Annotated in this window: 18 protein-coding genes; 9 read left to right on the forward strand and 9 right to left on the reverse strand. The window is 58.5% G+C overall.

Annotation, left to right across the window (positions count from 1 at the left end):
• Positions 1-56: 56 nt before the first annotated feature.
• The 6 genes from FHT29_RS04305 to FHT29_RS04330 form a co-directional block, all read right to left on the reverse strand.
• Complete coding sequence (locus FHT29_RS04305) at positions 57-1,385, reverse strand: aspartate aminotransferase family protein (protein ID WP_037194824.1); 1,329 nt, start codon at positions 1,383-1,385, stop codon at positions 57-59.
• A 353-nt stretch (positions 1,386-1,738) separates the two neighbouring features.
• Positions 1,739-2,056, reverse strand: coding sequence for a metalloregulator ArsR/SmtB family transcription factor (locus FHT29_RS04310; protein ID WP_080760685.1), 318 nt, complete (start codon positions 2,054-2,056; stop codon positions 1,739-1,741).
• Positions 2,057-2,423: 367 nt separating this feature from the next.
• Positions 2,424-2,915, reverse strand: coding sequence for a pyridoxamine 5'-phosphate oxidase family protein (locus tag FHT29_RS04315; RefSeq protein WP_168599235.1), 492 nt, complete (start codon positions 2,913-2,915; stop codon positions 2,424-2,426).
• Between the two features lie 36 nt (positions 2,916-2,951).
• Positions 2,952-4,001, reverse strand: a complete 1,050-nt coding sequence (choV, locus tag FHT29_RS04320) for a choline ABC transporter ATP-binding protein (protein ID WP_037194820.1) — start codon at positions 3,999-4,001, stop codon at positions 2,952-2,954.
• On the reverse strand, positions 3,998-4,843 hold the full coding sequence (gene choW / locus FHT29_RS04325) for a choline ABC transporter permease subunit (RefSeq protein ID WP_037194817.1): 846 nt from the start codon (positions 4,841-4,843) through the stop codon (positions 3,998-4,000). Before choW ends, choV begins: the two co-directional genes overlap by 4 nt.
• 178 nt (positions 4,844-5,021) lie before the next feature.
• Entirely contained in the window at positions 5,022-5,978 is a 957-nt protein-coding gene (locus tag FHT29_RS04330; RefSeq protein ID WP_047562614.1) for a choline ABC transporter substrate-binding protein, read from the reverse strand.
• A gap of 233 nt (positions 5,979-6,211) precedes the next feature.
• Here FHT29_RS04330 and FHT29_RS04335 point away from each other — a divergent pair, with 233 nt between their 5' ends.
• The 4 genes from FHT29_RS04335 to FHT29_RS04350 all read left to right on the forward strand — a co-directional run bounded on the left by FHT29_RS04335 (position 6,212) and on the right by FHT29_RS04350 (position 9,696).
• Positions 6,212-6,793, forward strand: coding sequence for a thymidine kinase (locus FHT29_RS04335; protein WP_047562958.1), 582 nt, complete (start codon positions 6,212-6,214; stop codon positions 6,791-6,793).
• Between the two features lie 85 nt (positions 6,794-6,878).
• The gene (locus tag FHT29_RS04340; protein WP_047562617.1) at positions 6,879-7,265 is read left to right on the forward strand and encodes a cytochrome c family protein; all 387 of its coding nucleotides are present in this window, start codon (positions 6,879-6,881) and stop codon (positions 7,263-7,265) included.
• A 70-nt stretch (positions 7,266-7,335) separates the two neighbouring features.
• On the forward strand, positions 7,336-8,358 hold the full coding sequence (locus tag FHT29_RS04345) for a hypothetical protein (protein ID WP_168599236.1): 1,023 nt from the start codon (positions 7,336-7,338) through the stop codon (positions 8,356-8,358).
• A gap of 231 nt (positions 8,359-8,589) precedes the next feature.
• A complete protein-coding gene (locus FHT29_RS04350) occupies positions 8,590-9,696 on the forward strand; it encodes a DUF2333 family protein (RefSeq protein WP_234903807.1) in 1,107 nt (368 codons plus the stop codon).
• Between the two features lie 101 nt (positions 9,697-9,797).
• Here the strand turns inward: FHT29_RS04350 and FHT29_RS04355 are convergent, their stop codons facing one another.
• Positions 9,798-10,526 (reverse strand): LuxR C-terminal-related transcriptional regulator, encoded by a 729-nt coding sequence (locus tag FHT29_RS04355; RefSeq protein ID WP_037194803.1) that lies wholly within the window; start codon positions 10,524-10,526, stop codon positions 9,798-9,800.
• Between the two features lie 575 nt (positions 10,527-11,101).
• Here FHT29_RS04355 and FHT29_RS04360 point away from each other — a divergent pair.
• The gene (locus tag FHT29_RS04360; RefSeq protein ID WP_047562619.1) at positions 11,102-12,055 is read left to right on the forward strand and encodes a hypothetical protein; all 954 of its coding nucleotides are present in this window, start codon (positions 11,102-11,104) and stop codon (positions 12,053-12,055) included.
• 19 nt (positions 12,056-12,074) lie between these two features.
• Here the strand turns inward: FHT29_RS04360 and FHT29_RS04365 are convergent, their stop codons facing one another.
• On the reverse strand, positions 12,075-12,587 hold the full coding sequence (locus tag FHT29_RS04365) for a TIGR00645 family protein (RefSeq protein WP_080760686.1): 513 nt from the start codon (positions 12,585-12,587) through the stop codon (positions 12,075-12,077).
• 171 nt (positions 12,588-12,758) lie between these two features.
• Between FHT29_RS04365 and FHT29_RS04370 the strand changes: the two genes are divergently transcribed.
• Both FHT29_RS04370 and FHT29_RS04375 read left to right on the forward strand, forming a co-directional pair.
• Positions 12,759-14,438: a formate--tetrahydrofolate ligase gene (locus FHT29_RS04370; RefSeq protein WP_047562621.1), complete on the forward strand. Its 1,680-nt coding sequence runs from the start codon at positions 12,759-12,761 to the stop codon at positions 14,436-14,438.
• A gap of 75 nt (positions 14,439-14,513) precedes the next feature.
• Entirely contained in the window at positions 14,514-15,362 is an 849-nt protein-coding gene (locus tag FHT29_RS04375) for an rRNA adenine N-6-methyltransferase family protein (RefSeq protein WP_047562624.1), read from the forward strand.
• Positions 15,363-15,397: 35 nt separating this feature from the next.
• Here FHT29_RS04375 and FHT29_RS04380 read toward each other — a convergent pair whose 3' ends face one another.
• Positions 15,398-16,216: an extensin family protein gene (locus FHT29_RS04380; RefSeq protein WP_047562627.1), complete on the reverse strand. Its 819-nt coding sequence runs from the start codon at positions 16,214-16,216 to the stop codon at positions 15,398-15,400.
• 276 nt (positions 16,217-16,492) lie between these two features.
• Here FHT29_RS04380 and FHT29_RS04385 point away from each other — a divergent pair, with 276 nt between their 5' ends.
• Positions 16,493-18,742, forward strand: coding sequence for a TonB-dependent hemoglobin/transferrin/lactoferrin family receptor (locus FHT29_RS04385; protein WP_047562629.1), 2,250 nt, complete (start codon positions 16,493-16,495; stop codon positions 18,740-18,742).
• A gap of 429 nt (positions 18,743-19,171) precedes the next feature.
• Positions 19,172-20,695: an ABC-F family ATP-binding cassette domain-containing protein gene (locus tag FHT29_RS04390; RefSeq protein ID WP_047562634.1), complete on the forward strand. Its 1,524-nt coding sequence runs from the start codon at positions 19,172-19,174 to the stop codon at positions 20,693-20,695.
• Positions 20,696-20,827 lie beyond the last annotated feature (132 nt).

Genomic DNA, 20,827 nt, shown 5'->3' on the forward strand with positions numbered 1-20,827 from the left:
CATTCTGCTTGTGCAAAAAGGGGCGTGAGGGGCGCAGAAGTGACTGAACCCATGCCTCAGATATTATTCTGCAAGATCTCGCGAAGCTTGCCGAACAGCTCGTCGATGTGATGCTTTTCGATGATCAGCGGCGGCGAGAGCGCGATGATGTCGCCGGTGGTGCGGATCAGCAGGCCCTTTTCATAGGCCTTGAGGAAGGCTGTGAAGGCACGCTTGGTGGGCTCGCCGGCGATCGGGTCGAGCTCGATCGCGCCGATCAGGCCGGTATTTCTGATATCGATGACGTTCGGGCAGTCCTTCAGCGAATGCAGCGCGTCGGCCCAGTAGTCGGAGAGCTCGGCTGCGCGCGTCAGCAGGCCTTCTTCCTTGTAGGTGTCGAGCGTGGCAAGCGCGGCGGCGGATGCGATCGGGTTGCCCGAATAGGTGTAGCCGTGGAAGAACTCGATCATGTGCTCGGGGCCCTGCATGAAAGCGTCATGGATCTCCGAGGTGACGAAAACAGCACCCATCGGAATGACGCCGTTGGTCAGGCCCTTGGCCGTGGTGATGATATCCGGTTTGACATCGTAATATTGGGCAGCAAAGGGAGTGCCGAGGCGGCCGAAGCCGGTGATGACTTCGTCGAAGATCAGCAGGATGCCGTGCTTGGTGCAGATTTCACGCAGCTTCTGCAGATAGCCCTTCGGCGGGATCAGCACGCCGGTGGAGCCGGCAACCGGCTCGACGATGACCGCAGCGATGGTGGAGGCGTCGTGTAGCGTGACAATACGCTCCAACTCGCTGGCAATATCGCCGCCATGCTCGGGCTCGCCGCGCGTGAAGGCATTCTTGCCGGGAACGTGCGTGTGCGGCATATGGTCGACACCAGTCAGAAGCGTGCCGAACATCTTGCGGTTGGTGACGATGCCGCCGACGGAGATGCCGCCGAAATTGACGCCGTGATAGCCGCGCTCACGGCCGATGAGACGGAAGCGCGAGCCGTTGCCCTTCACGCGGTGATAGGCAAGCGCAATCTTCAGGGCTGTTTCGACCGATTCCGAACCGGAGTTCGTGTAGAGGACATGGTCCATGCCTTCGGGGGCGAGGTCCACCAGCCGGTTTGCCAGTTCGAATGCCTTGGGATGGCCGAGCTGGAAGGCGGGGGCATAATCGAGCTCGCCGGCCTGCTGGGCAATGGCCTCGGTGATCTTCGGGCGGCAGTGCCCAGCGTTTACGCACCATAGCCCCGCGGTTCCATCCAGAACCTGCCGGCCATCATGGGTGGTGTAGTACATGTCTTTGGCGCTGACGAAGAGGCGCGGTTCCTTCTTGAACTGACGGTTGGCCGTAAACGGCATCCAGAATGCGCGCAAATCATTAGGGGTGGCATTCAAACGGTCCGACATGCTGTTCTCCAACGGCCATTCGGGGGCCATTTCCCGATCGCGGCGTTACGCTGCGTGATGATATTTACTGCCTGGTCAAATTATCAATCGGCCTCTTGGCGTCAAGGCAAAGATGGCGTCGGGAAAGGGGAGGGATTCTATGCGAGGCCGCGTCTGTGGGTCGAGTTGACAGCGTCGGGCCGCCTGTCCACCGAAGGAGCATTGCTCGAACATGCGCGAAAAAGCTGGCAAATCTTTGGATTTGCCAGCTGAAAAAGTTAAACATGTGGTGATGAAAGCAAGTCGATCTTCAAGGTTCGAAAGCATCGCACCCATGGATCGTTCGTCGGCAGACTTGGAGCTGGTTACAACTCCTAAGCAGCCGATCTACTTTTTTCAGGTTCACAATAAATATCTTCCAGCGTTTCGAGAACTCGAATAACCGATTCCGATGTGCTGGAGTAATAAATGGTTTGAGCATCACGGCGTGTTTTCACCAGCTTCTGAGCACGCAGCTTCGAAAGGTGCTGGGAAAGTGCAGATTGGCTCAGTCCGACCTGAGTGGCCAAAACGCCAACAGGAACTTCACCCTTAACAAGACTGCAAAGGATCAAAAGGCGCTTTGGGTTCGCCATTGCTGATAGTAACGCTGCCGCAACATTGGAGTGTTCGGCCAAATTTCTTGTCTTCATGTTTTAAACTTCCTAATGTGGAGCGTACATCAGAAATTGTGCTATTTCTAAACCGGTCCAACCCGATATCTAACAATACCAATATGGGCCGAAGATTGTATATACCTAAATTTAAGGTATCGAGTATGCTATTTTAGGCATGTATATATGATGGCGACAACATGGGAGAGGGGTTGTCTGTTCCCTGCCTGAAGCGCCAATTACCCCAAAATAGGTCGATTCTTGACAACTCCAGGCCATAAATATGCCGATTTTCGTGAGAATTTCTTTGCAACCTACCAGCAATGGTCTCTGCTACGTCAGGGTGTCAGGCTACTAATTCTCGCACTATTGTATGCTCTTACTGCGTCGGCGATTTGTTTTCGGCTTAAAGAATCACAAGGTCCTCAGAGGACAAAATGTAGGCCCTTCCAAAGCCGCCGTTCAGGCTGGCGTCGAGTGGAATAAGGCGAAAAAAGCAGAAATCCGGGAAGTCGATATAGAGTTTCGATTTTGGATGGCGCTCGAGAAAACGCCCACGGATGCGCTCGTGCGCGTCACTTTGAGGATCGACGCGCTCGGCACTGCATCGAACGGTGAGGCGAGGATGGGCAAGGGGATCGCCTTTGCAGGGCTCACCGAAGAGAGCGGATGCACGCGCATCTTTCAGTAGCGCCCTGGTATGTGTCGCCAGACCCGAAACGAGGATGACCGGCACGCCATCAGCATCATCGGCGATCAGAACGCGGCTGACCGAGGGAAAACCGGTTTCCGGATCGATGACGGCCAGCGCCGCGTGGGCGGCCTTGTGCATGAGGGTGCGCGCCTGGTTGCGCGCATCCTCGTCTGTTTCCATGGTGACCGATGGCTTGTCGTTCATGAACTGCTCCGTGGATCAAGGAGCAGCCGTGAACGGCTACTCCTTGCGCCGGTGGCTGGTGAGGCCAGCCACGACGTCTTGCGCAGAGATCGTTCCGATAATCGTGCCGTTGTCAACAACGCCGATATTGCCCGGCTGGCGTGTCAGCGCGTCGAGGATATCGACAAGCGGCGTGGTGGCGTTCGCCGTCGCGGTGACCGAGCCGCCGGCCGCCGAGTGCGCGATGCCCCGCTGCATGACGTCCTGCGCTGTCAGCATGCTGATCGGGTTCATGTGCTGCACGAAGTCCGCAACATACTGATCGGCCGGATTCTTGACGATTTCCTGCGGTGTTCCGCACTGGATTATGTGCCCGCTCTCCATGATGGCGATGCGGTTGCCGATGCGAAACGCCTCGTCCAGATCGTGGCTGACGAACAGGATCGTGCGCTTGAGGCGGCGCTGGAATTCCAGGAGTTCGTCCTGCAGGCGGGTGCGGATCAGCGGGTCGAGCGCCGAGAACGGCTCGTCCATGAGCAGGATCGGCGCGCCGGTGGCGAAGGCGCGCGCCAGTCCCACGCGCTGCTGCATGCCGCCCGAGAGTTCGTTGACCTTGCGGCTTGCCCATTGCGTGAGATTGACGAGCTGAAGCTGTTCATCGACACGCTTCTTGCGTTCCGCTTCCGGCACGCCGGCAAGCTCGAGGCCGAAGCCGACGTTGTCGGCAACCGTGCGCCATGGCAATAGAGCGAACTGCTGGAACACCATGGAGACGGTGTGCATGCGCAGGTCCCGCAGCGCCTTGGGGCTGCAGGAATAGGGGTTGACGGGACCGCTCTTCGAGTTGACGACGACATCGCCGCGCACGACCGGCGCAAGGCCGTTGACGGCGCGCAGCAGCGTCGATTTTCCCGAGCCAGAGAGGCCCATGAGCACGAGGATCTCGCCTTCCTCGATCTCGAGCGTCGCGTTGGCGACACCGAGTACCATGCCCGTCGCCTTGCCGATCTCATCGCGCGACTTGCCTTCGTCGGCGAGTTTCAGCGCCGTGTCCGGACGGTCGCCGAAGATGATGCTGACATTGTTGAATCCGACAGCGACGGTCATGAGCGATCTCCTTCGCCGGGGGCACGGAACATGCGGTCGAGAATGATCGCCAGGATGACGATGCAGGCGCCGGAATCGAAGCTCTTGCCGACATTGACGCTGTTCAGCGCGCGAAGAACCGGCACGCCGAGGCCAGGGGCGCCGACGAGAGCTGCGATGGAGACCATCGAGAGCGACAGCATGATGGTCTGCGTCAGGCCGGCCATGATCTGCGGCGCGGCGAAAGGCAGTTCGATCTTACGGAGCACCTGCTGCGGCGTCGCACCGAAGGCTTCGGCCGCCTCTACGAGAGAGGGCGGCGTCGAGATGATGCCGAGGCGTGTCATGCGGATCGAGGCGGGAATGGCGAAGACGACGGTCGCGACGAGACCGGGCACCATGCCGAGGCCGAGCAGGATCATCGCCGGCACCAGATAGACGAAGGTCGGGATGGTCTGCATCAGGTCGAGGATCGGCCGCATAATGGCATAGAGCCAGGGACGTCGCGCCGCGGCGATGCCGAGCGGGACGCCGACCAGCATGCAGGCGAAAGTGGAAGCCAGAACCAGCGCAAGCGTCTCGGTCGTCTCTTTCCAGTAACCCTGGTTGATGGTGATGAGCAGGCCGATGAAGGTGAGAGCGGTGACTGCAACGCTTCGGCGCATCCAGTAGGCGACAGCGGCGAAAAAGACGACGACGATCAGCGGATGCGGCGCCTGCAGGAGGAACAGCAGCGCATTGATCCCATGCGCGACGACGAAGGAAAGGCCGTCGAAGAACCATGTGAAATTGGTCGTCAGCCAATCGACGGCGGCTTTGGCCCATGGACCAATGGGGATGCGAAAATCGGTTAACCAGTTCACGTCTTTGCCCACTATTGGGGCGGCGAACCCGGACGTCTTGGGTCGTTCCGGATAGGGCCGCCGGAGAATAACGGCCTATGGCGCCACATGGGGCGTTGCCCGATGCGCGGCGCAATAGGAGGGGAGCAGTCCCATGGAAGAGAAAGGGGCGGTTGAGCCGCCCCTTATCCCCCCGATGTTACAGGCCGAACTTGGCCTTTACCGCTGCAAGCCCGTCACCGCCGTCCTTGGTGGTGACGCCGGCGAGCCAGGGGGTGACTGCGGCCGGATTGGCCTTCAGCCATTCCGTTGCAGCCACTTCCGGATCCTTGCCGTCGTTCAGGATCTTGCCCATGATTTCGTTTTCCATCGGCAGCGAGAAGACGAGATTTTTGACGAAGGCGCCGACGTTCGGGCATTGCTGCAGATAGCCGGCCCGAACGTTGGTGTAGACGGTCGCACCGCCGAAGTTCGGCCCGAAGACGTCGTCACCGCCGGTGAGATAGGTCATCTTATAGGTGGTGTTCATGGGATGCGGCGCCCAGCCGAGGAAGATGATCGGCTTACCATCCTTGTCGGCGCGCGAGACCTGGGCGAGCATGCCCTGCTCGGAGGATTCGACCACCTCGAAGCCCTTGAGGCCGAAGGAGTTCTTGTCGACCATGTCGATAACCAGGCGATTGCCGTCGTTACCCGGCTCGATGCCATAGATCTTGCCGTCAAGTTCGTCCTTGTGAGCAGCGATATCCTTGAAGTCCTTGATGCCGAGGGCCGCACCCTTTTCGTTCGTCGCCAGCGTATATTTGGCGCCTTCCAGGTTGGCGCGGACGGTTTCGACCGATTTGTCCGCGGCGAACGGCTTGATGTTCTCGGCCATGGAGGGCATCCAGTTGCCGAGGAAGACGTCGATATCCTTGTTTTTCAACGATTGGTAGGTCACCGGCACGGCCAGCACCTTGACGTCGGTTTCGTAGCCGAGCGCCTTCAGAAGTATGGACGCGGTTGCCGTGGTGGAGGTGATATCAGTCCAGCCCACGTCGGCGAAATGTACGGTGCTACAGCTGGCCGCCTCGGCGGCGGAGACGGCTGAAGCGCCGAATGTCAGTGCCGAGAGAGCTGAAGCGAAGGCAAATGCGGTAAAGGTCATTTTTATCATTGCGTGACTCCCAGTCTACGTTCCCAAGCAATCACCAATAACTGACATTTTCAAGCAACCACAGTGTATTTGCGCCGGTTTGGAGGGGCTGATTGCGACGCATGCATTTTTCCCGTCGAGTTTAACAGGTCGATGCCCTGTTGCGTGAATCCCTACTTAATTCCTGTGGTTTTCGGCGGAGGCGTCTTTCCTTCTTGCGTCAGCGCTTTCATGAAGCGTTCAAGGAGAACGTCATGGCCAAGCTCTATTTCCATTATTCGACGATGAATGCCGGTAAATCGACCATGCTGCTGCAGGCTGCCTACAACTATCAGGAACGCGGCATGCGCACGGCAGCCTTCATCGCGGCGCTGGATGATCGCGCGGGCCGTGGCAAGATAGCGTCCCGCATCGGCTTGACGATGGACGCCATACCGTTCGAGGCTACGGACGATCTCTATGCAATGGTCGAAGGAATGCATGCCGACGAACCGTTGGCTTGTGTCTTCCTTGACGAAGCGCAATTCCTGTCGCGTGAGCAAGTGTGGCAGCTCGCCCATATCGTCGATCGCCTGGGTCTGCCTGTCATGGCCTATGGGTTGCGCACGGATTTTCACGGGAGATTATTTCCAGGTTCGCAGGAGTTGCTGACCATTGCTGATGAGCTGCGTGAAGTGCGGACGATTTGTCATTGCGGGCGCAAGGCGACAATGGTCGTGCGACTGGATTCGGCTGGGGAAGTGGTGCGCGAAGGCGCCCAGATCGAGATCGGCGGTGGCAACAAATATGTCTCGCTATGCCGCCATCATTGGGAAGAGGCGATATCGGGCGAGTGACGTGGTCATGCCTCTCCATCATCTGGCAGGCGTTCCTGAAGCAGCCCATCGTCCGGTTGACGGGAATGACGGATCGGGAGGAAGGATGAAACTGCTCTGTCTGACATTGGCATTCGTCGTTTTCGCCTCGGCCTCCGCGGCCAGCGCGGATGGCGATGCGGTTGCGGGCGCTGTCGTTTTCAGGAAATGCGGAGCCTGCCATACAGCAACCGCACCCGAGAACCGTGTCGGACCGTCGCTGATGGGCGTTGTCGGTCGTCCGGTCGCCAGCGTGCCGGACTATCAATATTCGTCCGCGATGACAGCGTTCGGAGCCGGCGGCAAGGTCTGGGACGAAGCTTTGCTGCGGAAATACCTGCCAAGCCCGCAGTTCCTGGTCAAAGGCACCAGGATGACGTTTCCCGGCCTGAAGAACGAAAGGGATCTCGACAATCTGATCGCCTATCTGAAGAATCCCGCTGCGGCCCAATAGGTTTGTTCGGCATTTTCTTTGCCGACGGAAGCGGTTAGTCTCGCCTTAAAGGCAATTGAGAGACGCTTTCATGGTCAGGCCTCATTCCTTCGAGGGCGCAATCGACAAGCTGCGCATCACGCTAGGCGATGCCATCAATGGCGTGAACGCAGCCGTGACCCTGCTGGCCGGCCATTCGAAGGGCGGGGGGCGTGCGGAAGCCGTCAATTTCCCGGTAGAAGAAGCGCTGGTGCGCGAGACCGTCGAGTTGCTGGGCCGCTGGAAATTCCTTGGCCTGTCGCTGGTGAAGGAACTGGATCTCACAACAGCTCAGGCAGATTTGCAGCATCGGCGGCTGTACGACGAGAAGGCCGGTCTCGAAAAGCCCGGCTTGCTGAGCAGAAGGCTGGGGCACGGTCAGGTAAAGCCGGAGACCATCATCACCGGTCTCGACGCGGTCTTGGATGCCTCGGCCACGCTTGATCTTTTGTTCAAGCGGGCTCGCCCCGCTCTGTCGCAATCCTTCCACGATTGCGAGATGCATCTGGAGGGCGTGATCGAGCGGCGGCAGAGGCTTGATTTCGACATAGAGGAACTACGGCGTCAGGCCGATGCCGTGGCGGTGAAGACCAACGATCACCGCCGCAATCTTTCTCCAGCGCGTGTTCGCGATTTGCAATCCGAGCCGGAGGCGACCTACCGTGAATTGCTCCTCGAGCAGGATAGCCTTCGGGAGAAAGAGAGGGTCTTGCAGTCGGGTCGAACAGCGCACCAGCGCCTCATCGACGTTTATGAGGGGCTGGCGGGCGCTCTGAATGCCGAGATCGCTGCCGTGAACGCCATGGCGGGCAAGCTCTCGGTCGATATCGAACAGCGTATCGCCCTGTTGAAGGCGCTGGCGTCGGAGATCGATTCTCCATTGCCCGCAGTTGCGCGCTCGGCGCCGGTTGCGCAGCTGATCGAGGCCTTCGAGATGAACGTGCTGGCGGGACATGATCTGGCGGCGCGCAAGGCGCGCGCGGACAGCGTATTCACCAGGCGATTGGAGCCTCATCTTCTGCCTGCGCCGGCGGATGCGAATGACGTTTCCGATGAAGCGCAACCACAGGATTGATGGCTGTCCGGAGTCGAAATATCGGTGCAGACGGTTGTTGTTTTCCCCAGGAACACATATTTGCTGGAACGCGAATGGCGATAAGGCCTTATAGTGCGGAAATCGAAAAGGATTTTCGGAAAGGCCGGTGCGCGGATTCAGTGTAGTGCGTCCTTCGCGTGTCGGCGGGATGCGCGGTGTGGTTTAGGAGACGTGTCCATGCTTGACTCGATCACAGCACTTTTCAGGCGAATGGTTGGCGCCATTGCGCGGTGGCTGGGATTGGTCTTCGTCTGGATCACCTGGCCGCTTCTCGCGGCACATGGCTGGTATCGGCAGCGCAACTGGCTGATCAAGCTGCCGGTCGTCGCTTTCGTGACGCTGCTGGCACTTCTCTACATCTATTTCATCTGGCAGACGCAGATCTGGACAGGTTTCAATCCCGCTTATCCCGACGTCTACAAGTTTTCGGACCGCAAGCTCTCTGCCGGGCAGGAGCTTCCAGCACCAAGCGGACAACAAGCCGCCGCCGGCGCGCCGAAGACCTGCCAAACCTCGGCAATCGTCGATGTTGCTGCAGATCTTACCGATTTCAACGTCAACCAGAATGCCTGGATCTCCTCGATGGTGCTCTACAAGTTGGGGCTCTTCGGCATGTCATGGGACGACACGCCTTTTCTGGACAACAAGGCCTCCTTCCAACGGGGCGTAAACTCTGTGGTTCGCCGTACTTCGGCGGAACTGGTTGACACGATCGGCCGCGTGCGTGGTACCTCCGGCATCAACAGCGACCTGCAGAAGGCTCGCGGCAATTTGCAGTTCGACGAGTCGAGTTGGTATTTCGGGCTGCATCCGTTCGGGCCGAAGACACCGACGCCGAGCTACTATCGCGCGGCAATTACCAACCTGCGCAGCTTCAATGCCGATCTTGGCACCTGCAAGGCGCTTTTCGACGGACGCGCTGACAATCTCCTGCAGTTTGTCGACCACATCGCGAACGACCTTGGCAGCACGGCGGACATATTGGCAAAGCGAGCCGCAGATCACAGCTACGGCTGGTTGGATACGCGTGCGGACGATCGCTTCTGGTTCGCTTACGGTCAGCTTTACGCTACTTACGGCATTCTGAGCGCGGCCGGCGCGGATTTTCAACAGGTCATAGCCGAGCGCAATGTCGGTACGCTTTGGACCGGCACCATAACGCAGTTGCAAGCAGCGTTGCGTATCCAGCCCGCCATCATATCCAATGGACCGGAGGACAGCTCATTCATGCCGAGCCATCTGGCGACGATGGGCTTCCATATTCTGCGCGTGCGTTCGAGCCTGGTTGAAATCCGCACGGTTCTTGGCGGCCGCTAAGCATGGCATCGGCACTTTGCTGAGCTTGTAACGGATAGATGACCCTCATCGATCGAAGATCGGCAAGGGCTGGATCTGCTTGCAGAGGATGTTTGGAGCGGCTAGCTGATGAGCTTGAGCCGGATGGCTTTCGCAACGAGTTGCGTGCGGTTAACGCAATCAAGCTTCTTGATCGCATTCATCATATACGCGTTGACCGTATGGTCGGAGAGGGAAAGGATCTGGCCGATTTCCACCGAGGTCTTGCCCTGGGCTGTCCAGCGAACCACTTCGAGCTCACGGGCCGAAAGCATGTGCGGCACCGAGCCGTCGTTGCGCCTCAGATTATTATAGGAATCAAGCGCTTGCAGCATAATCATGGTGAGCTCGTTGAGCTCACTCTGGCTCAGGCTGTTGCGATTGCCCATAAACCAGAAGACAAGATGCTGCCCATCCGGGGAGTTGATGGGTATGACAATGCTCATAGGGCAGTTGTAGTTGATCAGCAGCGCGTGCAGTTCGCGCGGCAAACTCATGTCCGGATCGTTGTCTTTTTCCAACAAGTGCCACGAGCGCGGCATCACAGTATCGCGCACACGCAACATTGGACAGCGTCGCACCAACTGCTGCCGATCAAACTCACGCATGAACTGCAGCGGCACCGACCCCTCGATCAGCAGCGGCGTCATCATCGAATCTTCGGGAGCCGGAGCATTCATGAAGGCCGTATGGCTGAAGCCAAAGGCAGCGCTCGTTCGCTCCAATGCATGCGCAAAAGCCGCCTGCGTCCGGGCTGCAGCCAACTCGGCGGAAAGCAACAGTTGTCTCTCGGCGGTGATGATATAGGACATATGAGTTGAGGAGCCCACAGCGTGTTATCGTTATCAAATACCGAATTTATGAGTGAATGCTAGACGCAAAAATATCACAGGACCATAAATAAGTTTATTTTCATATATTTTAATATACCAACCTACGGATTTGTATGACTTTTTACGAAAAGCGGCTCTGGAAGCGAAATTTTCTTCCCTGCTGCCCGTATTGCGCCGCGGATATACAGCTTGCGTCGATTGATGAGCCTGAGATGGGATCTGATGAGAATCGTCGTTTGGTCTCAGGCCGTGTCTGCCCCTGTTTTCCAGGTCATCCACAAGCGATCGCTAAGGCAATCTGGGCTTGATCCGGGCCGTTCTGGTGCTTATCGTAGTACGATTTTGTGTTTATATGGTATGATGAGTGTGCATTGTATTGCATGCCGGTTAATCTGATCACAAAGGCTCCCTGTCTCCGGCGGACGCCCTTCATGGTTACATATAAATAAGCTGCCTTTGCGCAAATGTCGCAAGTGGACACAGGCGCGCCTTGCGAAGGCCAAAAGCGGTTGCTATCGGTCTTGCCAAAGCAATCGCTTCCAGGCGCGTATCTCATGAATTTTCGCTTCTTCCCGCAGTTTGCCGTGTGGTGTCGTCAAACGGCACTGTGGTTCCTGACAGCTCTATCGCTCCTGGTGCCACCGCCCGCGTTCGCCGGAGCCACTGACGGCGGCAAGCCGATGGAATTTTTGCTGGTTCATGGCGACATGGCCAAGTGCCGCGCCGAGAACAATTGCCCGGACTGGATCTCCGCCGAAGGGCAGATCATGCCGGATTCACCGAAGAAGCTGCAGAAACTCCTGAAGCGGCTCGGCGGCCAGAGTTTGCCGATCGTGGTCAATTCGCCGGGTGGCGACGTGCGGGCGGCGATGGAGATGGCCTATGCCATCCGCACGCAGAAGCTTTCGGTCGCAGTAGGCCGCACGCGCTCGCGCGCTTGTCCCTATGCTGAACCGATTTGCTCGGCTGCCCTGGCAAAGGATGGTTCCATCAAGGGCGAGCCGTTTTCCGCCGGGGCGATCTGCTTTTCGGCCTGCCCACTATTTTTCGCCGGTGGCATCCAGCGCGTTTACAGCCCCTTTGCGCTGCTCGGAGTGCATCAGATCACCACGACGTACAGCGAGGTGCGCGTTCAATACCGCACCGAATATGAAATGGTAGGCGGCAAGCGAAAGGTCATTTCCAAGCGGGAGATCGGGCGCAAGTTCGTCGGAAAGTACGACACGACCAAGCTCGACAAGGCCCAGAAGGCGAGGCTGGTCAAGTTTCTCGACAAGATGGGCGTCGACAGGTCGCTTGTCGATCTGATGCTCGGAACCGAGCCAAACGGGATCCATCTGATCCCGCAGACGGATGCGCTGAAGCTCAAGCTGACGACGGAGCTTGCCGCGGCCGATGAACTCGTCTTGGCGCATGATTGCAAGGACAAGCAATCGATAGCCGATTGCGCCGCACCCGCGTCGCCGTCGCCGCCGGTTGCCGTCGCGCCGACGATGGCAGGCAAATAGCCGTTCGCTTCGTTCGGTCTCAGCCGTTCTTATTGCTTTTGGCTTTCGACATGATCTGTTCCAGGAAGCCAAGCAGCAGCGCCGAGACGACGAAGGCAAGATGTATGATCGTGAACCACATCAGTTTGGCGTTGTCATACTGCGTGGCGTTCAGGAAAATCTGCAGCAGGTGGATCGAGGAAATCGCGACGATAGAGGAGGCGACCTTGATCTTGAGGCTGCCTGAATCGAGCTTGCCGAGGAAGGAAACTTCGTCCTCGGCTTCATCGAAACGGCTTACGAAATTCTCGTAGCCGGAAATCATCACCATCACGATCAGGCTCGCCACCAGGGCGGCGTCGATCAGGCCGAGAATGGCAAGGATCATGTCGGCCTCGTCATACTGGAAGACGTTGATGGCGACCTTGTAGAATTTGTAGGCGAACGATACGGCGTAGACCGCCAGTGAGGCTGCGAGCCCAAGATAGAAGACAACCAGAAGCCAGCGGCTGGAGAGAATGATGCGCTCGACCAGTAGTTCCAGGGACTTCATATATTTTCCTTTTCTATCCTGCATTTGCGCGCGGACAATAAGCGCGCCTCGGTTCGGCGACAAGGCTCGTCAGTTTCGCGTGGGACAGCGAATCGCGGCTATTCACAGTGGATATTTATTGAGCTATCCCGACAAGGGAATGACTGCATATTAAGGCCGAGGGCGAGTTTTATGGCAACGGTGGCATCCGATATCGAAATCGCGCGCGCTGCGAAGAAACTGCCGATCATCGAGATTGGTGCCAAGCTCGGCATCCCGGCGGAAGATCTCGCGCCCTATGGCTACGACAAGGCAAAGATCGGCGCCGGTTTCATTGCGGCGCAAGCCGACAAAAAGGATGGCAAGCTCATCCTCGTCACCGCCATCAACCCGACGCCGGCCGGCGAGGGAAAGACCACCACAACCGTCGGCCTTGGCGACGGTTTGAACCGTATCGGCAAGAAGGCAGTCGTCTGTGTGCGCGAGGCGTCGCTCGGCCCCTGCTTTGGCGTCAAGGGCGGGGCGGCGGGTGGCGGCTATGCGCAGGTCGTGCCGATGGAAGACATCAACCTGCATTTCACCGGCGATTTCCATGCCGTCACTTCGGCCCACAATCTCCTTGCCGCGCTGATCGACAACCATATCTATTGGGGCAACGAGCAGAATATCGACATCCGCCGCATCACCTGGCGTCGGGCGATGGACATGAACGACCGGGCCTTGCGCGACATCGTCGCTTCGCTCGGGGGCATTGCAAACGGTTTTCCGCGGGAAGGCGGTTTCGACATTACCGTTGCCTCCGAGGTCATGGCGATCCTCTGTCTTGCTTCGGATCTCAAGGATCTCGAAAAGCGGCTCGGCAACATCATCATCGGCTATCGTCGCGACCGCACGCCCGTCTATGCCCGCGATCTGAAGGCTGACGGCGCCATGGCGGTGCTGTTGAAGGACGCCATGCAGCCGAACCTCGTGCAGACGCTGGAGAACAACCCGGCGCTGGTGCATGGCGGTCCCTTTGCCAATATCGCCCATGGCTGCAATTCGGTGATCGCCACGCGCACGGCGTTGAAACTTGCCGATTATGTAGTGACGGAAGCGGGCTTCGGCGCTGATCTCGGCGCGGAGAAATTCTTCGACATCAAGTGCCGCAAGGCGGGACTTTCGCCGGACGCGGCCGTCATTGTCGCGACTGTCCGGGCGCTGAAGATGAATGGCGGCGTCAAGAAGGACGATCTCGGCAAGGAGAATGTCGTAGCGCTGGTCAAAGGCTGCGCCAATCTTGGCCGGCACGTTGCCAATGTCAGAAAGTTCGGCGTGCCCGTCGTGGTGGCCATCAATCATTTCGTCTCGGATACGGAGGCCGAGGTCGAGGCGCTCAAGGATTATGTCGCGCGGCTCGGCGCCGAGGCGATCCTCTGCCGCCATTGGGCCGAGGGCTCGGCCGGGATTGTGGATCTCGCGCACAAGGTCGTGGAACTTGCCGAATCCGGCCAGGCGAAATTCCAGCCGCTTTATCCCGATAATCTTTCCTTGCTGGAGAAGATCGAGATCGTCGCGTCGAAGATCTATCACGCGGGCGAGGTCACGGCTGACAAGGCCGTGCGCGACCAGTTGCGTTCCTGGGAAGACCAAGGCTACGGCCACCTGCCTGTTTGCATGGCCAAAACCCAATATTCCTTCTCGACGGACCCGACCGTTCGCGGCGCCCCCGAGGGGCATATCGTACAGGTTCGCGAGGTGCGGCTTTCGGCCGGCGCCGGCTTTGTCGTCGTCATTACCGGCGAGATCATGACCATGCCCGGCCTGCCGAAATCGCCGGCGGCGGAGAGGATTTTCCTCAATGATCAGGGCTACATCGAGGGATTGTTTTAAGTTCTGAATTTGATTCAACTACGCGTATGGCTTGGTGCGTATCGACATCATCTTATGTGATAGCGGAGGCAGATCATGACCGCAGATGGCCGTGCCAGTTTGGACGATATACGCGCTTTCCATGCGAAGATGATGGCGGCGGCCAGCAACTCGACAGATGAAAGACTGGAGCAGGCTTTCAGGCTCGTAAGGCGCGAAGCGTTCATGGGTCCCGGACCCTGGCAGATCGTGGTCAACAGACGCCACCTCGAAACACCAAGCGACGATCCCGCCTTTCTGTACCAGAACGTGCTTGTCTGTCTGGACAGGTCAAAGGGTATCAACAATGGAGAGCCGTTTCTCCACGCCGCTTTTCTCGGTGCTGTCGCTCCCAAGCCGGGCGAGACTGTCATCCAGATCGGGACTGGGACAGGCTACTACACTGCTCTTCTGTCGACGCTTGTCACACCCGGCGGCCATGTTCACGCAGTCGAAATCGATGAGACGTTGGCGAACCGCACGCGCGAAAATCTCGCATCCTTCGAGGGCATTTCGGTTATCCATGGCGACGCGACTTCTGCGGAGCTACCGGCTGCCGATCTGATTTATGTGAATGCGGGCGTCGTGGCGCCACCCATCTCATGGCTTCAGGCGCTGCGGCCCGAAGGCCGGATCATCGTGCCGTGGCAAGCCAGTGACAGGATCGGTCTCGCCGTTTTGATCACGCGCACGGAGCATGGATACAGTGCTCGGGCGTTGATGCCGGCCTGGTTCATTCCCTGTATCGGGGCGTCGGATCCAGAGCAATGCAGCAAGGTCCCAACCGTCGGTGGAGCCCGGTCTATCCGATCGGTCTGGCTGACGCAGGATCGCTCCCCGGATGAGACGGCAGTCGCGATCTACAGGGATCTGTGGTTCTCGAACGCCGATGTGCCCCAAGGGTAGGGTTACGACCTGAGGATTGTCGCCCATACCGCCTTCTAGTGGCAGTATCGAAAGCCGCCGTTTCTTTCGAGCACATCGAGATGGAAGTGCGTTTCGTGGGCGGCATCGCTTTCCGGGTCGAGGACGGTCGTGAAATAGAGGCAGGCCGACGCGCTCGTGGCGCGCTGGAATGCGCCCGTCAATGTCGGATCTTCGCGGCGCGGTTCGATGCCGATGGTCTTGCCGTTCTCGAAGGTGAAGCTGGCGATATCGATGGCGTTGCCGCGGGCATGTTCGGAAATCTTGCCGGTGGAGGCATTGTTGCGCAGGCGGCAGACATAGGTCGAAGCCTGGTTGATGGTGACGATCTTGCCATTGTCCAATGCAGCAGCCGATGGAATCACGCTTTCCTTGACCCAATGGGCAAGCGCCAGTGCGGCCTCGCAGCGCATCTTGCCCTCCGGTTTGAATTCGATGCCTGGCAGGGCCGAGGAAAGCGTGATCGGCTTGTCGATGCCGCAGCCATTGCCGTCGTCAATGCGTGGAATCTCCTTGAAAGTGGCGCCCATGGCACTCAGTTCGGAGAGGCATGTCTTGTGTTCTTCGTCCGATTCCGAAGCGATGGTCAGTGGCGGCCGAGGCGGCCCCTGCATCTCGCCGGTCGTCGGCTCGTCCTCCGGGGGTGCTGACTTCTCCACGGGAGTAACGAGCTTTTCCGCGGGCGCAATGGGTTTCTCCGCCGGGATCGGCGGTTCAGCGGATGGTTGGGCTTGTTCGCTATCCGGTTTTTGTTGCGGTATCGGGCCGGTCTGCGGAAGAGAGGCGGCTGCCAGTAAGATCATGGCAGGGACTACGGAAACGAATCGGAACAGCATCAAATAATTCAGCCAATACTAATGATGATGCCGGTAGAACGCTTGATGCGGCCATTTCGTTGCAATTCAGCAACTTTTTCCGTTTGTCTTTAAACATGATAATTTTATTCATGATTATGGGCACTAGATATATTGACAATAATACTCATGTTTTTTATGCGGCAGAAAGAGGGCGGAATATTTCCGCTTTGTTAGCAAAACTAACCCAGCCAGCCCCTTGTCTGCCTCTGTTGCAGCAACCAGCCAGCCCGGTGAAGCAGTTCGAAAGGAACGGTTATGGTTGTCCGGCGCTCCCGCTCGGTTCTCTTGGCATGCACTGCGTTTCTGGCTCTAGGGCTGGCGACGACATCTTACGCGCAAACAGCAACTCAGACCGACGAGGCGACGGGCGAAGCGGCCAAGAGCGATGGCGTCACGAGCCTGAAGCCGATTGTGGTCAAGGGCAAGGGCAAGGCGACGAAGGATGTGCTTGCCGATTCCCCGACCGCCACAGAGACGACTGCAAAGCAGATCGACGACAACCAGATCACGCGCATCGAGGACCTTGGCCGCAGCACCGAGGTCGGCGTCGGCTTCAACCGCGCTACCGGCGGTGTCAACATTCGCGGCCTCGGTGATGACCGTGTGCTGACGACGGTCGACGGCATTCAAATTCCTTTCCTTCTCGATGCTTCGCGCGGCAACGCCAATGGCGCCAATAATGGCGGCAATGGCGGCGTCAACAGCTTTGATTTCAACGCGCTCTCGAGCGTCGATATCGTGCGCGGCGCCGATTCCAGTCGTGCCGGTTCGGGCGCTCTCGGCGGTGCCTTCGTGCTGCGTACGCTGGAGCCGGAAGATCTGATTGCGCCCGGTTCTACCTGGGGCGGTGTTTTCAAGTTCGGCTATAATGGCGACGACCGCAGCATCGGCGGTTCAGCCGCTGTTGCCAAGCGCATCGACAATACCGCCGTTCTCTTCCAGGGCGGCTACACGCATGGTCATGAGCTTGAGAACAATGGCGATATCCGCGGCTATTCGACCAAGCGTACCGAGGCTAACCCCGCTGACTACAATCAGAGAAGCGGTCTCTTCAAGATCCGTCAATATACCGACGTCGGCACCTTCGGCATCACGGCCGAGCACTACAACAAGGATAAAACCACCGATCTGATGACCCTGCAGAGCCCGACCGGAAACTTCCGGCCCGGCGATTATAATGGGACAGACAATGTCGAGCGCAATCGCGTTTCTCTTGATTACAAATATGAAGCCGAGAGTGCCGATTCGCTGCTTGATACCGCCAATGCCGTTTTCTACTGGCAGAATCTTCTGCGTGAAGGTGGTGCGGAAGGCTATCGCTATACATCCGTCATCGGCGACTATTGGCGCCGTAATGAAATGGAAGATCGCAGTATCGGCTTCGCCGGCAACGCATCAAAGTCTTTCGATACCGGCAGCCTGCATCATCAGGTCACCTTCGGTCTCGATGTCGCCTTCGACAAGGTTCACCAGTACTCAGCCGGCAAGGATAGCTGCAGTAACCCGCGTTGGCGTGCTTCTTGCGCCTTCCTGCACACCAACCAGTCCGATATGCCTGATGTCGACGGCAAGCGTGTTGGTGCTTTCATCGACGACAAGATCGAGCTGGGCTCCAGCAACGTCTCGTTGACGCCGGGTCTGCGCTTCGACTGGTACGACTACTCGCCGAAGAACACGGATGCCTATCGCGACAGTGCCAATTATAGCGGCCTGTCATCCGGTCAGTCCGACAGCCGCTTCTCGCCGAAGCTGCGCGCATCCTATCAGCCGCAGGACAATGTCGAGCTCTATGCGCAATGGGCGATGGCCTTCCGTGCGCCCAATGTCAGCGAGCTCTACGTGAATTACGGCGTGCCCGGCGGCTATGTCAGCTACGGCAATCCGGACCTGAAGCCGGAGACCAGCAACGGCGTCGAAATCGGCACCAATCTCGGCGACGACGACTTCGGCGGCCATATCGGCGGCTTCTACAACAAGTACAAGAACTTCATCGACTCGGAAACATCGGCCGATCCGACGCGCACCTATCCTCTTGGCATTACCGAATACTTCAACCGCGCCAATGTCCGGATGTTCGGTGTCGAGGTCAATGCGCACAAGAAGTTCGACAATGGCATCCATATCAAGGGCTCTCTTGCCTATGTCAACGGTAAGGACTCCGACAGCGGCGAATGGATCGATTCCGTCGCTCCCGCCAAGGCCGCCTTCACTGTGGGATATGCGACCGAGGTCTGGGGTACGGACTTTACCTTCGTCACCGCAACCAGCGAACCGAAGAAGGATGGCGATAATTTCCGCACTCGCGGCTACGGCATCTTCGATCTGACGGGTTGGTGGGAGCCGGAGCAGGTGAAGGGCTTGTCGCTGCGCGCCGGTGTCTACAACATCTTCAACAAGACCTACTACGACTCGCTCAATGTGGCGTCCACGGGCCTCACACAGCCTTCGGCCTACTATTCCGAGCCCGGCAGAACCTTCAAGCTGACGCTGACGCAAAGGTTCTGAGCTTTCACATCGAGGCAGCAAACTCAGGCGATGCTTCGGCATCGCCTCTTTTTTGCCTTTGAGCCGCGGCATCGCGAGGTTGTGTAATTGAAAATCGCAATGTTCGGTGTTATTAGAAGCGTGCAGTCTTTAACCTATCGAGAGAAAAGAGAGGAGGACCGTATGACCAAGATAGTCTGGCATATTCGCCAGTTCGGTCCGACTCAGGCCCTGCAGATGCGTTTGCAGGGCTGATCAGAGGCTATAACTCACTCATTTCTTCTGGTCTGCCCTTTTGGGAGACGTGGCGCACCGCCTTCGTGCTCGTGTCGCCGCGTCATGACATGTTTTCGAGCATTGGCCGATATACGGCCGACGACGTGCGCGTGGAACGGCGGCAAGAGCCGCTGACGATGCATTCGTGATGCTTGATCAGGACCGGAAGAAACCATGACTCTGATCAATCTCCGCAATTTTGGCGTTACCCTGGGTGCGCCTTTGTTTTCCAACCTCAATCTTACCGTCGATGCCGGTGATCGCATCGGGATCGTCGCTGCGAACGGACGTGGAAAAACCACGCTGCTCAACTCTCTTGCGGGCAGGCTGGAGCCCACGACCGGCGACATCACCCGCTCCCGCGGTCTTCGGGTCGGCTATGTCGAACAGAATGTGCCCGCGGATCTGGCTGAAGTTTCCTTCTACGATGCTGTTCTGCGTGCCTTGCCGAAGGAGCAGATCGCGAGCGAAAGCTGGCGCGTCGACGTCGCCCTTGATTCGCTTGGTGTCCCGGCTGCGATGCGGGAGAGGGCGCTTTCTCGGCTCAGCGGTGGCTGGCAAAGACTTGCCATGCTAGTGCGTGTCTGGGTGACCGAGCCGGACGTCTTGTTGTTGGACGAACCGACCAACCATCTCGATCTCGCCAAGATCGCGTTGCTGGAGGACTGGCTGAATGCGCTGCCGCGCGACGTGGCCGTGCTGATCGCAAGCCACGACCGCGCCTTCCTCGATGCCGTCAGCAACCGGACGCTGTTCCTGCGTCAGGAGCAGTCGCAGATCTACGCGCTGCCATACAGCCGGGCGCGGGCGGCGCTGGAGGAGGCCGATGCCTCGGAAGAGCGGCGCTACCAGAAGGACATGAAGGCGGCACAGCAGCTGCGCAAGCAGGCGGCCAAGCTCTACAATATCGGCATCAATTCCGGCAGTGATCTGCTGACCACGAAGACGAAGCAGTTGAAGGCGCGAGCCGAGCGGTTGGAGGATGCAGCCCGGCCAGGCTATCAGGAGCGTTCAGCCGGTGCGATCAAGCTCGCCAATCGCGGCACTCAGGCAAAGATATTGGTGACGCTTGACGAGGCCTCCGTCGAGACGCCGGATGGAACGCTGCTGTTCAAGACCGGCAAACGCTGGATCTGCCAGGGGGACCGCATCGTCCTGCTCGGGCCTAACGGTGCCGGCAAGACCCGGCTTGTCGAGATGATCCGCAAGGCCATTGCTGATCAGATTACGTTGGGGGCGGTCAAGGTGACACCGTCGCTGGTGCTCGGCTACAGCGATCAGTCTCTCTCCAATCTCGGCCAGAACGATACGCCGCTTGGCGTGATCACGCGGCTGTTCGAACTCGGCGAGCAACGGGCACGCACACTGCTTGCCGGCGCTGGCATGGGCATCGACATGCAGGGTCGCGCCATCGGCAGGCTTTCCGGCGGGCAAAAGGCGAGGCTGGCCATGCTGGTGCTGCGGCTGACCAATCCCAACTTCTACCTGCTCGACGAGCCGACCAACCATCTCGACATCGACGGCCAGGAGGCATTGGAGGGCGAGCTGAGGGCGAACGAGGCAAGCTGCCTGCTCGTTTCCCACGACCGCAGCTTCGTCCGCAACATCGGCAACCGCTTCTGGCTGATCGAGCGGAAGCGGTTGATCGAAGTGGAGGGACCGGAAGAGTTCTTCGAGGCGGCCCGGGCGCAAGAGTAGCGGAAGGGTGGGCAGAGACGGAAAATCGTTTCTGCCCATTCGCTGAGATTGCGGCTTGCGCATCACCGCATCTCACGCTAACAATTCACGCCATGAATATGTCCTTGAACAACATTGCAGTTTGGTGGTGGG

Source organism: Rhizobium sp. SG741, assembly GCF_012275435.1.
GTDB lineage: Bacteria > Pseudomonadota > Alphaproteobacteria > Rhizobiales > Rhizobiaceae > Rhizobium > Rhizobium lusitanum.